Annotated in this window: 15 protein-coding genes; 12 read left to right on the forward strand and 3 right to left on the reverse strand. The window is 62.1% G+C overall.

Annotation, left to right across the window (positions count from 1 at the left end; genetic code table 11):
* Window positions 1-41 precede the first annotated feature (41 nt).
* The 8 genes from GR183_RS07975 to GR183_RS08010 all read left to right on the forward strand — a co-directional run bounded on the left by GR183_RS07975 (window position 42) and on the right by GR183_RS08010 (window position 6,733).
* The gene (locus tag GR183_RS07975; RefSeq protein ID WP_160775087.1) at window positions 42-239 is read left to right on the forward strand and encodes a twin transmembrane helix small protein; all 198 of its coding nucleotides are present in this window, start codon (window positions 42-44) and stop codon (window positions 237-239) included.
* Window positions 240-269: 30 nt separating this feature from the next.
* Window positions 270-845, forward strand: a complete 576-nt coding sequence (locus GR183_RS07980) for a cob(I)yrinic acid a,c-diamide adenosyltransferase (protein WP_160775088.1) — start codon at window positions 270-272, stop codon at window positions 843-845.
* 30 nt (window positions 846-875) lie between these two features.
* Window positions 876-1,568 carry a rhomboid family intramembrane serine protease gene (locus GR183_RS07985; RefSeq protein ID WP_160775089.1) on the forward strand — a complete coding sequence of 231 codons (693 nt, stop codon included), beginning with the start codon at window positions 876-878 and terminating at the stop codon, window positions 1,566-1,568.
* Between the two features lie 504 nt (window positions 1,569-2,072).
* Entirely contained in the window at window positions 2,073-2,822 is a 750-nt protein-coding gene (locus GR183_RS07990) for an electron transfer flavoprotein subunit beta/FixA family protein (RefSeq protein ID WP_160775090.1), read from the forward strand.
* 24 nt (window positions 2,823-2,846) lie between these two features.
* A complete protein-coding gene (locus GR183_RS07995; protein ID WP_160775091.1) occupies window positions 2,847-3,788 on the forward strand; it encodes an electron transfer flavoprotein subunit alpha/FixB family protein in 942 nt (313 codons plus the stop codon).
* 211 nt (window positions 3,789-3,999) lie between these two features.
* The gene (locus GR183_RS08000) at window positions 4,000-4,881 is read left to right on the forward strand and encodes a 3-hydroxybutyryl-CoA dehydrogenase (RefSeq protein ID WP_160775092.1); all 882 of its coding nucleotides are present in this window, start codon (window positions 4,000-4,002) and stop codon (window positions 4,879-4,881) included.
* Between the two features lie 109 nt (window positions 4,882-4,990).
* A complete protein-coding gene (locus GR183_RS08005) occupies window positions 4,991-6,481 on the forward strand; it encodes a class I adenylate-forming enzyme family protein (RefSeq protein WP_160775093.1) in 1,491 nt (496 codons plus the stop codon).
* A gap of 51 nt (window positions 6,482-6,532) precedes the next feature.
* A complete protein-coding gene (locus GR183_RS08010; protein ID WP_160775094.1) occupies window positions 6,533-6,733 on the forward strand; it encodes a hypothetical protein in 201 nt (66 codons plus the stop codon).
* Window positions 6,734-6,748: 15 nt separating this feature from the next.
* On the opposite strand, the gene GR183_RS08015 is transcribed toward GR183_RS08010, so the two are convergent.
* Together GR183_RS08015 and tlpA are read right to left on the reverse strand one after the other, a co-directional pair.
* A complete protein-coding gene (locus tag GR183_RS08015) occupies window positions 6,749-7,300 on the reverse strand; it encodes a redoxin domain-containing protein (protein WP_160775095.1) in 552 nt (183 codons plus the stop codon).
* 102 nt (window positions 7,301-7,402) lie between these two features.
* A complete protein-coding gene (gene tlpA, locus GR183_RS08020; protein ID WP_160775096.1) occupies window positions 7,403-8,074 on the reverse strand; it encodes a thiol:disulfide interchange protein TlpA in 672 nt (223 codons plus the stop codon).
* A gap of 37 nt (window positions 8,075-8,111) precedes the next feature.
* On the opposite strand from tlpA, the gene argH reads away from it, so the two are divergent.
* The 4 genes from argH to GR183_RS08040 all read left to right on the forward strand — a co-directional run bounded on the left by argH (window position 8,112) and on the right by GR183_RS08040 (window position 14,005).
* Window positions 8,112-9,509 (forward strand): argininosuccinate lyase, encoded by a 1,398-nt coding sequence (gene argH / locus GR183_RS08025; RefSeq protein WP_160775097.1) that lies wholly within the window; start codon window positions 8,112-8,114, stop codon window positions 9,507-9,509.
* A gap of 123 nt (window positions 9,510-9,632) precedes the next feature.
* On the forward strand, window positions 9,633-9,830 hold the full coding sequence (lptM, locus tag GR183_RS08030) for an LPS translocon maturation chaperone LptM (protein WP_160775098.1): 198 nt from the start codon (window positions 9,633-9,635) through the stop codon (window positions 9,828-9,830).
* Window positions 9,831-9,903: 73 nt separating this feature from the next.
* Window positions 9,904-11,178: a diaminopimelate decarboxylase gene (gene lysA / locus GR183_RS08035; RefSeq protein ID WP_160775099.1), complete on the forward strand. Its 1,275-nt coding sequence runs from the start codon at window positions 9,904-9,906 to the stop codon at window positions 11,176-11,178.
* Window positions 11,179-11,401: 223 nt separating this feature from the next.
* On the forward strand, window positions 11,402-14,005 hold the full coding sequence (locus GR183_RS08040) for a TIGR02302 family protein (RefSeq protein ID WP_208999790.1): 2,604 nt from the start codon (window positions 11,402-11,404) through the stop codon (window positions 14,003-14,005).
* Window positions 14,006-14,085: 80 nt separating this feature from the next.
* Here the strand turns inward: GR183_RS08040 and GR183_RS08045 are convergent, their stop codons facing one another.
* Complete coding sequence (locus GR183_RS08045) at window positions 14,086-14,481, reverse strand: response regulator (RefSeq protein ID WP_160775101.1); 396 nt, start codon at window positions 14,479-14,481, stop codon at window positions 14,086-14,088.
* Window position 14,482: the final 1 nt, after the last annotated feature.

A 14,482-nucleotide genomic window follows, 5' to 3' on the forward strand; every position in this document is an offset into this window, starting at 1 on the left:
TGACCTGGATCCTATCGTTTCCCCTGGGACGGAGATTTCTGTTGGGAGAATTCTTTTATAATCTGGTCCCCGTGGCTGTCGGCGCGGTTGCGGTCGTGCTGCTGCTGGGACTTTGGAACATGATGCGCGGAGGATCGTCCTCACGTTCGCAGATGCTGATGCGCTGGCGCGTAGGCCTTCAGTTTCTGGCGATCCTCATCATAATGGCGACACTCTATTTCATGGGAACGCGGCCCTGAGCGACGCTTTCCGGATCGGGCAAGGTAAACATGGTCGTTCTGAACAAGATCTACACGAAGACGGGCGACGCGGGGACGACGGCGCTTGGCAGCGGCGAGCGCCGCCCGAAGCATGACCTCAGGGTCCAGGCCTATGGCACGGTAGACGAGACCAACGCCGTCGTCGGAATCGTCCGCCTGGAGGCCGCCAAAACCGTTACGGAACTGGATAAGGTGCTGGCGCGTATCCAGAACGACCTGTTCGACCTGGGGGCCGACCTCGCCACGCCGGAAACCGACGAAGACCCGGGATACGAACCCTTGCGGGTAACGGAAGCGCAAGTTTCCGCGATTGAAGCGGAAATCGACCGGCTTAATGCCGATCTCGAACCCTTGCGGTCGTTCGTACTTCCCGGCGGGTCGCCCGCATCCGCGCATCTGCACCATGCGCGCACGGTCTCGCGCCGCGCCGAGCGGCTGATGACGGAGCTGGCCGAAGCCGAAAAGGTCAACCGTCATGCGCTCGTCTACATGAACAGGCTGTCGGATTTCTTCTTCGTCGCCGCGCGCTGGGTAAACGCCAAGGGATCGGGCGACGTCCTGTGGGTGCCGGGCAAGAATCGCTGAGCGACCGTCAATCGGAATTGGGTGGGGGCGATGTTCATTCCGCTGCACGATCACAATCCCCTCATTCATGTCAGGCGACAATATGTCACATGGGGGCTGATCGCGGTTAACCTCGCCGTTTTCGTGCTCATTCAGGGCGGCGGACTTTCCGAAGACGCGCTGGCCGCCTCCGTCATGTCGCTGGGCCTCGTGCCGGCCGTCTTTTTCGACCTCCGCGAACTTTCGCCCGAGCTTGTACTGGTGCCGGAAGCCGCCTCGATGGTCACCTACGCCTTCCTGCATGGCAGCTGGATGCATCTGGCCGGCAACATGATTTTCCTGTGGGTGTTCGGCGACAATGTCGAGGATGCCATGGGCCATGTGAAGTTCCTGTTCTTCTACCTCGCCTGCGCCGCGGTGGCCGGCTTTGCCCAAGCCGCGCTCGACCCCGTTTCCACAGTTCCGATCGTCGGCGCATCGGGTGCGGTCGCCGGGATTGTGGGCGCCTATCTCATTCTTCATCCGCGCGTCAGGCTTTGGGTGCTGGCGCTGGGAAGAATACCCTTGCGGATTCCCGCAAGCTGGGCGCTGGTCGCCTGGATCGGGTATCAGGTCGCCATGGCGGTCGGCTCCGCGGAGGAAGGCGTTGCCTGGTGGGCGCATGTGGCGGGTTTCGTCGCGGGCGCCGTGCTTGTCGTCATCCTCAAAAGGCCGGGAGTGCCGCTGTTCGATCGCGCTGCATGAGGGGAACGGCGGAGGCTTTCGCGCCGTTTTGTCGCCGTCAAATGGGTCCAGGGTCGCAATTGCGACAGAGGTGGACCCAGGGTCTGTTGAATATCAGGGTTTGGAACGTGGTATGAGCGAAAATCGTTCAGCTTCAGGAGCAGGGCTGCCGGAAGGGCTGTTCCCTTTCAAGGTTCTGCGACGCCAAGCTGGGCGATTTTCGCCATATCCCTTTGGGACGCGGTGGATTTCGGCCCTGAATGCGTTGAAGAGCCCCTGTGGTGGAATACACCAGTGCGGTCTCTTCGCCTGTTCAGTTCCGAAATCCATCACACGCCACGCCCGAAACCTGATACTCAACAGACCCTAGGGCGGCGTTGACACCTGACGATAGCGTCAGTACGGTCGCCGCCCGATCGACGGAATAAGCGGAAATCTGCCGTTTCCAGATGCCGGATATCTCCGGCGGCCACCATGTCATGCGCAGGTGAGGAACCCTGTGCGAGCGGGAGGTGCAAGAGCGCCATGAAGATCCTCGTACCCGTGAAGCGGGTGATCGACTACAACGTCAAGGTGCGCGTCAAGGCCGACGGGTCGGGCGTGGATCTCGCCAACGTCAAGATGTCGATGAATCCCTTCGACGAAATCGCGGTCGAAGAAGCGATCCGGCTGAAGGAAGCCGGAAAGGCAAGCGAAGTGGTGCTTGTGTCCGTCGGCCCGCAGCAGGCGCAGGAAACGCTGCGCACCGGCCTTGCGATGGGCGCGGACCGCGGCATCCTCGTCAAGACCGAAGGCACCACAGAGCCTCTGGCGGTCGCCAAGATCCTTAAGGGCATCGTCGGCGAGGAAGAGCCGGGTCTCGTGATCCTCGGCAAGCAGGCGATCGACGACGACTGCAACCAGACCGGACAGATGCTGGCCGCCCTGCTTGGCTGGGCGCAGGGCACTTTCGCCAATGAGATCGACCTTGGCGAAGGCACGGTCGATGTCACGCGCGAGGTCGACGGCGGCCTGCAAACCGTGCAACTGAAGATGCCCGCGGTCGTGACCACGGATCTGCGCCTCAACGAGCCGCGCTACGCATCGCTGCCGAACATCATGAAAGCCAAGAAGAAGCCGATCGACGAAAAGTCGCCGGACGATTACGGCGTCGATGTTTCGCCGCGTCTCGAGGTCGTCACGACGAAGGAGCCGCCGGCACGCGAGGCCGGCATCAAGGTCGCTTCCGTCGCCGAGCTCGTCGAAAAGCTCAAGAACGAAGCCGGCGTGCTTTAAGCGGCAAGAAGGAGGAATTTTGATATGACCACGCTTCTTGTTGCCGAACATTCCGGCGCCGAGTTGAACGACGCCACCGCGAAGGCGCTGACTGCCGCCGCCGCGCTTGGCGCGGACGTGCACATTCTCGTTGCCGGCAAGGACTGCAAGGGCGCCGCCGAAGAGGCGGCCAAGCTCTCCGGGGTCGCCAAGGTGCTCGTGGCGGACGGCGATGGCCTCGGCCATCAGCTTGCCGAAGCGACGGCGGATCTCATTGTCTCGTTGGCCGACGGCTACGACGCCTTCGTGGCGCCGGCGACCGCGAACGGCAAGAACATCATGCCGCGCGTCGCCGCTCTTCTCGATGTCATGCAGGTGTCGGACATCACCGCAGTCGTGGACGCGGAGACCTTCGAGCGTCCGATCTACGCGGGCAACGCCATCCAGACCGTCAAATCGATCGATCCCAAGAAGGTCGTGACCGTTCGGACCGCTTCCTTTCCCGCCGCCGAGGTGGGCGGATCGGCCGCGATCGAGGAAGTTGCCGCCGTTTCCTCCGACCTTTCGAGCTTTATTGGCGAGAAACTGCAGGAATCCGACCGTCCGGAGCTGACTTCGGCAAAGGTGATCATTTCCGGGGGCCGCGCGCTGGGCTCCAAGGAGCAATTCCAGGAAGTCATCCTGCCGGTGGCGGACGCGCTGGGGGCAGCCGTCGGTGCTTCGCGCGCAGCCGTCGACGCGGGTTACGCGCCGAACGACTGGCAGGTCGGCCAGACCGGCAAGGTCGTTGCGCCGGACCTCTATATAGCCTGCGGTATATCCGGTGCGATCCAGCATCTGGCCGGCATGAAGGATTCCAAGGTGATCGTTGCGATCAACAAGGACGAGGAAGCCCCGATCTTCCAGGTGGCCGATTACGGCCTGGTCGCCGACCTCTTCGACGTGCTGCCGGAATTCAAGGCGGAAGTGGAAAAGGCGAAGGGCTGAAAGCCGGAATTCAACCTGAATTCGCGAATTGGTGAAGGCCCGCCCCCTTGGCGGGCCTTTCTTTTGCGATATTTCTGTACCGCAGTGCAAAAACTTTGCCGAAGTTCTTGCGGACGTGCAGCGAAGTTGCGATGAATAACGCCACGCTGAAACAGGCGCGCCCGGGCATTTGCGCCCGGGAAGACGCCATAACAAATAGCCGGGTCGAAAAATGGTGTTGGAAATCAAGAAAGTCGGCGTGATAGGCGCCGGTCAGATGGGCAACGGAATTGCTCATGTCTGTGCGCTTGCCGGCTATGATGTGGCGCTCAACGACATTTCCACGGATCGGATCCAGTCCGGCCTTGCCACGATCAATGGCAATCTGACCAGGCAGGTCAGCAAAGAGATCATAAAGGAAGAAGAGCGCGTCGCGGCGCTGGAGCGCATCAAGGCCGCCGACAGCATGGATCAGCTGGCCGATGTCGACCTCGTGATCGAATCGGCGGTGGAAAACGAGCAGGTCAAACGCAAGATCTTTGCCCAGCTTTGCCCGCTGCTGAAGCCCGAGGCGATCCTTGCAACCAACACTTCGTCGATCTCCATAACCCGGCTCGCCGCCTCCACGGATCGTCCGGAGCGGTTCATCGGCATTCACTTCATGAATCCCGTGCCGCTGATGGAGCTGATCGAGCTGGTGCGCGGCATCGCCACGGAAGACGAAACCTTCGAACTGGCGAAGGAGTTCACCCGGAGGCTCGGCAAGACCACGGCGGTTTCGGAAGACTTCCCCGCCTTCATGGTCAACCGCATCCTGTTGCCGATGATCAACGAGGCGATCTACACCCTGTATGAGGGCGTGGGGTCCGTCGAGGCGATCGATACGGCGATGAGGCTTGGCGCGAACCACCCGATGGGGCCGCTGCAGCTCGCCGATTTCATCGGACTCGATACGTGCCTGTCGATCATGCAGGTTCTTTACGAAGGCCTGGCCGACTCCAAATACCGGCCCTGCCCGCTGCTCGTGAAATACGTCGAGGCGGGCTGGCTCGGCCGCAAGACGCAGCGCGGTTTTTACGATTATCGCGGCGAGACGCCGGTTCCCACGCGCTGAAATCAAAACGTTTTGGCTATCCGGAAACCCTCCGCCCGTGGCGCGGAGGGTTTTTTCTTGCCTAACGCCAAGGTATGTCATTCGTTGACGGAAAACGGATGCACGCCTGATGAACCTTGCCCGCTATTGCCTGACCAACGCAGATCCCGACCTGAACGCGGAGGCGCTCGTCGTGCTCGGACCCGGGGGCGCGGTCAAGGAAAGCTGGACCTATGCCGAAATGCAGGATGCGATCCTGCGTGTCGCCGGGAGCCTTGCAGGGCTTGGGTTCGCGCAAGGCGAGCGGGTGCTTCTGCGCATGGGGCACACCAGCGATTTTCCGATCGTCTTCTTCGGGGCGATTGCCGCGGGGCTGGTGCCGATTCCCACGTCCGGAATGCTGACGGCGGAGGAATGCGACAGGATATTGCAGGACTCCGATGCCGCGCTGATCGTGCATGACGGCACGGTCAGCCTCCCCGCGGACCTCGAGGGGAGGACGGTGATCGATGCGGATGAGCTTTCGCGCCTGAAAAGCCCGGATCCGGGCCAGTTCGCGGAAACGGCGGACGACGATCCGGCCTTTCTCGTCTATACATCGGGTACGAGCGGCAGCCCGAAAGGCGTTCTGCACGCACAGCGCTCGGCGATCGGCCGGCGGCCGATGTATGCTGGGTGGTACGGTATTTCACCCGCCGACAGGCTGCTGCATGCGGGCGCCTTCAACTGGACCTATACGCTCGGCGTCGGGCTGATGGACCCTTGGGCGAATGGCGCGACAAGCGTCGTTTACGACGGCCCGCGCGACCCGCACGTCTGGCCGCAGTTGATGGAAGCGGCCAAGGCAACGCTCTTTGCCGCCGTGCCGAGCCTCTACCGCAGGATCCTGAAATATGCGGACGTCTCGAAAGGCTCCTTTCCCGCGCTTCGCCATGGGCTGACCGCCGGAGAGGCGCTGTCGCCGGCCCTGCACGAAGATTGGGTCAGGCACACGGGCCGGCAGCTTTACGAAGCGCTCGGCATGAGCGAGATCTCCACCTACATCTCCTCCGGGCCGGACACGCCGACGAAGCCGGGAAGTCCGGGCAAGGCGCAAGCCGGGCGAAAGATCGCCATTCTTTCTTCCCAAACCGATGACAGGCAGCCGCTAAAAGCCGGCGAAACGGGCCTGCTTGCGGTCCACGGAAGCGACCCCGGCCTGATGCTCGGCTACTGGCGACGGCCGGATGACACTGCCTCCGTTTTCCGTGGCGACTGGTTCCTCACCGGCGATCTCGCCCGCATCGATGAGGATGGCTACGTCTGGTACGGCGGCCGGTCCGACGATGTGATGAACGCCTTTGGCTACCGTGTCGCGCCGCAGGAAGTGGAGCTTGCCTTGTCGGCGCATCCCGACGTGGCCGAGGTGGCGGTGACCGACGTACCGGCCGGGAACGGGATTTCGCTTGTCACGGCTTTTATCGTGCTGCGCGAAGGGGCGGCCCGTGACGAAAGCGCGCTTGGCGAATTCGCGGCCGCAAGGCTTGCCGAATACAAGCGCCCGAAGGTCTATCGTTTTGTCGATGCCCTGCCGCGCACCGCCAGCGGCAAGGTGCTTCGCCGGGCACTGAAGGGCAATTAACGCCGTATTTACTGGAAGTTGTAAACTTGCCTGCAAAATCAGGAGTGTTTTATGTCCAGCGTTTCCTCGATTTCCGCCGTTGCTTCAGCTGCCCAAACCCGGAATGTGCTTGCCGCGGAATTCGTCAAGCAGGATCAGCAGCAAGCCGCGAATATCGCAACGCTCGTCGAGCAGGCGAGCCAGGCGTTGGAAACCGCGACGCCGAGCGCGCCCGCACCCGGCCTCGGTGGCGTGGTGGACGTCACGGCTTAGCCGAAACGCGATCCCTCAGGGCTCGAGCCGGCAGCCGTTCTCGTCGCAATTTTCACCTTGCGTGTTCGTTTTCCCGGCAGCGTGGGCGGCTTCGATATCGCCCTCGCGCAGGAGAGACATGATCTGTGCGCCGAGCGCAAGGTCGTCCTCCGCGCCGAAATGCTGCTTGCGCAGCTTTCCCTGCCGGTCGATCAGGATCTGTGTCGGCGTTCCCTGCATCCGGTAGGCGGTCATCGTCCTCGGTGCGCCGCCTTTTCCCGAAGGCTGATCGATGCCGACCGGAAATTTCACCCGGTATTCATGCAGGAAAGCTTCAAGAGCCGCGCGCGTCCCCTGTGCTTCGTGATGTTCGAAGACGGTGTGCAGCCCAAGCACGACGACATCGTCCGGGCTGAAGGTTTCGGCAACGCGCATGGCTTGGGGAAGGCCATGCGAGACGCAGCCAGGACAAAGCATCTGGAAGGCCTCGATCATGACGACCTTGCCTCTGAGTTGTTCGAGCGTGATATCGCTTCTGGAATTCAACCAGCAGAGGGTTTCGAGCGGGGGAGCGTCGCGCAGTTTCACCGGAGCCTCGCATCTCGGAAAGGTAGATTCCCGCTCTTTTGCACGGCAACGGCTCGGTTTCGCATATCAAACCCGATCACGTTTGCGCGTTGTCCCGCGTGGTCATGCGGGCTTGTCCTGTGCTTTTACCACCGCGTCGATGAGCGATTTCGCATCGTCCGATGCCCATTCCGCCGGCCCGTACATGGAGCCGATCTCGCAGCCTTTACCGTCGATCAGCATGGTCGTGGGAAGGCCGGCGGCACGCCCGCGCGTGCGCAACTCGTTGAAAATGCCCATCGTGTTGTCGGCATAAAGCTTGAGGGATTCCGTGCCGATGTCCTCGAGAAATTTCTTCGGCTTGTCGAGCGGGCCGCGATCGACATTGATGGCCAGGACGGCGAAATCCTCGCCGCCGCGTTCGGCCTGCAGCCGGTCGAGGGCGGGCATTTCCTTCCGGCAGGGCGCACACCAGGTCGCCCAGAGATTGAGGAGAAGCGTCTTGTCCTTGAAGTCTGCGATCTTGTGAGTGGTGCCGTCCGCATCCTGAAACGAGAGATCGGCGACGCTGAGCGGCTGTTTCGCGGGAAGGAAGGCGGCAACTTCCCCCGCGGCGGCCGCCTTGCCGGCCTCGCCTGCCGAAAGGGCCGCCTGGCAGGCTCCGCTCCCCGGCAAAACATTGCCATTTACCCCACCGATCACGTATACCGCGCTTGAGATCGCGGCCAATCCGGTCACGCCGAGTACGGCAATTGTCATAAATCGGCGGGAGCGGGTTTTCGTCACGTCCGTCATCGTCTTTCCGTCTTATCCTATCCCGAAGGACACGTTCATGAGCAACCGCATGTGGGGCGGCCGTTTCGCCGAGGGGCCCGACGCCATCATGGAGGAGATAAATGCCTCCATCGATTACGATCGCAAGCTCTACCGGCAGGATATTGCCGGATCGAAAGCCCATGTGCGCATGCTGGCTGAAGGCAATATCGTGTCGAAGGACGACGCGGACAAGATCGCGGAAGGTCTCGATGCGATCTTGTTGGAGATCGAGAAAGGCGAATTTGCCTTCTCGCGGGCGCTTGAGGACATCCACATGAACGTGGAAGCTCGCCTTTCCGACCTTATCGGTCCGGCGGCAGGGCGGCTTCACACCGCGCGCTCGCGCAACGATCAGGTTGCGACCGATTTTCGCATCTGGGTGCGCGACACGCTCGATACGTTCGACGAGCAGTTGACCGACCTTCTGACCGCGCTGGCAACACGCGCGGAGGAATATTCCGGGACGGTCATGCCCGGCTTCACCCACCTGCAGACGGCGCAGCCAGTGACCTTCGGCCATCACCTGATGGCCTATGTGGAGATGTTCGCCCGCGACCGCTCGCGTATGCGCGATGCGAGGAAGCGGATGAACGAATGCCCGCTGGGCTCGGCAGCACTTGCGGGCACGTCCTTCCCGATCGACAGGGAGATGACCGCGAAGGCGCTCGGATTCGATCGGCCGACGGCGAATTCGCTCGATGCGGTCTCCGATCGCGATTTTGTGATCGAGGCGGTGTCGAATGCGTCGATCGCAGCGATGCACCTTTCGCGGCTGGCGGAAGAAATCGTGATCTGGTGTTCCGCCCAGTTCGCCTTCATTCGCCTGTCGGACAAGTTTTCGACCGGTTCCTCCATCATGCCGCAGAAGAAGAACCCGGATGCCGCCGAGCTGGTGCGCGCCAAGTCGGGCCGCATCTACGGCGGGCTGACCGGGCTTCTTGTCATGATGAAAGGCCTTCCGCTCGCCTATTCCAAGGACATGCAGGAAGACAAGGAACAGGCTTTCGACGCGTTGTCGAGCCTTTCGCTTGCGCTTGCCGCAATGACGGGCATGGTCCGCGACCTGGAAGCAAACGAAAAGGCGATGAAAAAGGCCGCCGGCTCGGGATATTCCACGGCCACGGATCTGGCCGACTGGCTCGTGCGCGTGGTCGGCATGCCGTTTCGCGAGGCGCATCACGTTACGGGCCGCATCGTTGCGACCGCCGCGGAAAAAGGTATCGACCTGCACCGGATTTCGCTTGCGGACATGCAGGCGGTGGACGGTCGCATCACCAACGACGTCTACTCGGTGCTTTCGGTCGACAAATCCGTGAGAAGCCGGACGAGTTACGGCGGCACGTCGCCGGTCAACGTGCGCAAGCAGGCAAGGCGCTGGCTTAAGGCGCTTGCCCGCGAAGCTGACAAGGCCTGACTTTATGGTCAAGAGGGTTGCGGCCCGGCTGCCGAACGTGCAAGGAAATCAATGCAGACAGGATGCTCTGCCATTTTTTGATGCGGTCAGCCTGAAGCGGGTTTGTTCCGGGGGTGGAATTCGGTGACGAAAGCACTCAAGCTATTGGTTCTCTTGGCGGCTCTCGGCTCGCTGACGCTGGCCGGTTGCGGACGGCGCGGCTCGCTCGAGCGTCCGAGCCCGGCACCGGCTGTCGCGGCCGATCCGGCAACCGCGGATCAAGCGGCGCCGGAAGCACCGCTAAAACCGGACAGGCCATTCATTCTCGACCCCATCATCTAGAACGCATAGGTTCCGGCAGAGCCTGAGGATTTTCGCCAAGTCTGCCGGCTGACGACAGATCAGGACGACGCGCGTGCACCACTTCGCCTATAAAAACGACGTTCTCCATGCAGAGGACGTATCGATACCGGAAATGGCGGAAGCCGTCGGCACGCCGTTCTATTGCTATTCGACGGCGACGCTGACACGGCATTTCAAAGTCTTTTCCGAAGCATTCAAGGGCATTCCCACCCTTGTCTGTTACGCGATGAAGGCGAATTCCAACCAGGCGGTGCTGACCACGCTCGCCCGCCTCGGTGCCGGAATGGACGTGGTTTCCGAAGGCGAGTTGCGCCGCGCGCGCGCCGCCGGTGTGCCCGGAGACAGGATCATGTTTTCGGGCGTCGGCAAGACGCCGGAAGAGCTCGCCCACGCGCTCGACGAGGACATCCTCTGCTTCAATGTGGAAAGCGAGCCTGAACTTTTGAAGCTTTCGGAAATCGCGAGCCAGAAGGGCAAGACCGCGCGGATTTCGCTCCGCATCAATCCGGATGTGGATGCGCGTACGCATGCCAAGATCTCCACCGGAAAGGCGGAGAACAAATTCGGCATTCCCTGGCAAAGGGCGCGCGAAGTCTATGCGGAAGCCGCCGGGCTGCCCGGCATAGAGGTCAATGGCATAGACATGCATATCGGTTCGCAGATTACCGATCTGGAACCCTTCGATGCGGCGTTTTCGAGGCTCGGCGAGTTGATCGGACAGCTTCGCGCCGACGGACACGAGATCGAGCATATCGACCTTGGCGGCGGTCTCGGCATTCCCTATCGCGACAACAACGAGCCGCCGCCCCATCCGGATGCCTATGCCGATGTCGTGCGCAAGCACGTTGAGCGCCTCGATTGCCGGATCATATTCGAGCCGGGCCGGCTGATCGCCGGGAATGCGGGAATTCTCGTTACCCGCGTGATCTATGTGAAAAAGGGGGCTGCCAAGACTTTCGTGATCGTCGATGCGGCCATGAACGATCTCGTTCGCCCCACGCTCTATGACGCGCATCATGAGGTTCGCCCCGTCGCACTCGACAAGCTGGACCGGCCCAGGATCACCGCCGATGTGGTGGGTCCCGTCTGCGAAACGGGGGATTATCTGGCACTCGACCGCGAAATGCCGGATGTGGAGGCGGGCGATCTTCTGGCCGTCTTTTCCGCCGGTGCATATGGCGCGGTTCAGGCCTCGACCTATAATTCCCGCCCGCTCGTGCCGGAAGTGCTGGTAAAGAATAGCGAATTCGCCATCATCCGCCCCCGCCCGACCCATCAGGACCTGATCGACCTCGACCGCATTCCCGGCTGGCTCTCCAAAATGTGAGGCCGGGCGCATGGTGCGCCTTGCCGAAGCCATAGAGATGCCCCACCCTATTGTCATTCAGCGGATGAGGGCCGGTCCGGCCTGATCCTGAAGCATATCCCGCGAAATCCGGATCGGATTTCGCGATAAGGATATGCTCAAGATATCGAAACTGGGGCGATTTCCTGTCACGAAAGCGACCTCGCTTTCAGGACAAGCGCTCCAGGATGATACGGAGAGCGGCGTGACCGATAAGCAAGAGGCCGGAGCCGACCCCTCACTGAACGTGAAGCCAGCCGGCTCGGGCTTGGCCCGCGCCTATGAAAGCAAGCTATCACGGCTGATCCTTCAAAGCAGGTTCGCTCTCTTCTGGGAGGGGCTCTGGCCTCTTCTCGTGCCGGTTCTCGTCGTCGCCGGTCTTTATGTGGGCTTGTCCTGGACGGGGCTATGGCTCGTCCTGCCGGTGTGGTTGAGGGTGATCGCGCTCGCTCTGATTGCCGCTGCATTCGTGTGGGCCGTGCTTCCATTGCGCGAAGTGCGCTGGCCGAGCCGGGACCGTGCGCTGCATCGCGTCGAGACGGAATCCGGCGTTCGTCATCGTCCCGTCAAGGCGGTCGAGGACGAATTGGCCGGAGGCCGTGGCGATGCGCAATCGCAGGCGCTATGGGAGGCGCATCGCCGCCGCATGGCGGCAACGCTCAATTCGCTCAAGGCCGGCTGGCCGCGTCCGCACGCCTTTCGGGCCGACCCGTATGGGCTCAGGACGCTTGCCGGCATGCTCCTTGTGGTCGGTTTCGTTTCGAGCGGCGAAGACCGGTGGTCGCGCCTGTTCGATCTGTTTCCGGCAGAAGCCGACGCGGCGGGCGTCGCGACGCGTATCGATGCATGGGTGACGCCGCCTGTTTACACCGAAAGACCGCCGATCTTCCTGACCGGTGCAACGGCGGAACTTCGCGACCCGGCATCGGCCATACGCGTTCCCGAAGGCAGCGAACTCGTGATCCGTTCTCAGGGAAGCGACCAGGTTTCCGTGAATTTCATCAAGACCGGAGGCGAAGCGCAGCCGATCGAACCGGTGGAAGCTGTAGATATCGCCGATCCGTCGCGGCCCGTCGACCGGCGTTCGCTGATTGAGGAAGACGGGAGCGTCCAGATCAGCGATGGCGGAACGCCGGTGCTGCAATGGGCATTTTCGGTAGAACCAGACCGGGAACCGGAAATCAGCCTTCTCGACGATCCCGAGGAACAGTTCAGCGGAAGCCTGAAGTTCACCTATCGCGTCAAGGACGACTATGGCGTCGTATCCGCCGCAGCCAGGATCCGTCCGGTCGCGCGGCCGGAACGCAGGCGTTCTGACGATCCGCGCCCGCTTGCCGAAGCTCCGGAGTTTCCTCTCGCCCTTCCCACGGGCGACCGCAGGTCGGGAACGGGTGAGACATTTCAGGATCTGACATCCCATCCGTGGGCGGGATCCGAAGTGGAACTGGTGATGAGTGTCCGCGATCAGGCCGGGCAGGAAGGCTATTCCGACCCCTACCGGTTCACGCTGCCGCAGCGCCGTTTTGCAAAGCCTCTCGCACGGGCGATCGTCGAGCAGCGCCGCGAACTGGCGCTCGATGCGAATTCGCAGCTTCGGGCGATCGATGCGCTCGACGCGCTGTTGATCGCACCCGACCGGTTTTTCGACGAACCGCAGCACTACCTCGGCACGCGGTTCGCTTATCGCGAGCTGGTGAAGGCCAGGACGGATGAGGAGCTGAAGGAGGTTTTGAACCTGCTTTGGGAAGTTGCCGTGACGATCGAAGATGGCGATCTCTCGGTTGCGGAGCGCCGCCTCAGGGATGCGCAAGAAGCTCTAAGGCGCGCCCTTGAAGAAGGCGCCACTGACGAGGAAATCGCACGTCTGACTGAAGAGCTGCGCCAGGCGATGAACGATTATTTCCAGTCGCTCGCCCAGCAGCTGCGTCAAAACCCCAACGCGCTGCAGCAGTTCGACCAGGACCTCCAGTCGCTACGGCCGCAGGATCTTGACGAGATGCTGGACCGGATCGAGGAACTCGCGCGCTCCGGCTCCCGCGATGCCGCGCGCGAGCTTCTGTCGCAGATGCAGCAGATGATGGAAAACCTTCAGGCCGGGCGCCCGCAGAACATGCCGCAAGGCATGAACCAGGAAATGATGGAGGCGCTGAACGAGCTCGGCCGGATCATCCAGCGTCAGCAGGAACTGATGGATCAGACCCACCGTTTCGACCAGAACCAGCAAGGTCAGCAGGGTCAACAAGGCCAGCAGGGACAGCAAGGCCAAAGGGGCCAGCGCGGTCAACAGGGGCAGGATGGACGGCCCATGACCCCTGAGGAGCTTGCCGAAGCCCTCAGGCAATTGCAGCAGGGACAGGGCGATCTTGCCGAACAGCTCCAGCAGCTCATGGAATCCCTCCAGCAGAACGGAATGCAGCCGAACGACCAGCTCGGCCAGGCCGGCGAATCCATGGGTAACGCGGGCGAAGAGCTCGGCCGGGGTGAAACGGGAAATGCCGTCGGCGAACAGGGTAATGCGCTGGAGGCGCTGCGCCAGGGCGCGCAAGGCATGCTGGAGCAGATGATGGGCGATCAGGGCCAGGGACCGGGGCGCGGTCTCGCGCGTGGCCGCAGCCCGCTGGACGAGGACCCGCTGGGCCGCCCGCGCCGCACCGAGGGGCCTGATTTCGGTGACCGCGTTCGCGTTCCCGATGAAATCGACGTCCAGCGCGCCCGTCGTATCCTCGAAGAGTTGCGCCGCCGCTTTTCCGACCCGTCCCGCCCGCCTTTCGAACTGGAGTATCTGGAAAGGCTTCTCGAGCGGCAGTGAAAACGATCGGAACCGGATAAATGAAAAGGGCCTTCCGTACCGGGAAGGCCCTTTTTATATTCGCCAGGTGGCTGGAAGCGCTATGCCATCAGTCTCCGTTCGTCACGGTTGACGCCGACGATCGCATCGGTGACTGCCTGCCGGATTTCCGCGAGTGAGAAAGGCTTCGTCACCACATCGTGCACAAGACCGTCCAGGCCGCTAGCCCGTTCCCGCTGATCGGCGAACCCGGTCATCAGGAGGATCGGCATGTCGGGCTTGTCGCGCGCGGCGACCAGAGCCAGCGCAATCCCGTCCATCACGGGCATTTTTATGTCGGACAACATCAGGTCGAAGCCGTTGTCGTCGTCGTTGAGAACCTCCGCGGCGGCGGCGCCGTCTTCGGCGGCAACCACGGTGTGCCTGTCGAGTTCCAGCGCCCGCTTCACGAAGCTGCGGACCGCTTCATCGTCCTCTGCCAGAAGAATGCGCGCCATT

This window comes from Stappia sediminis, assembly GCF_009826895.1.
GTDB classification, from domain to species: Bacteria; Pseudomonadota; Alphaproteobacteria; order Rhizobiales; family Stappiaceae; genus Hongsoonwoonella; species Hongsoonwoonella sediminis.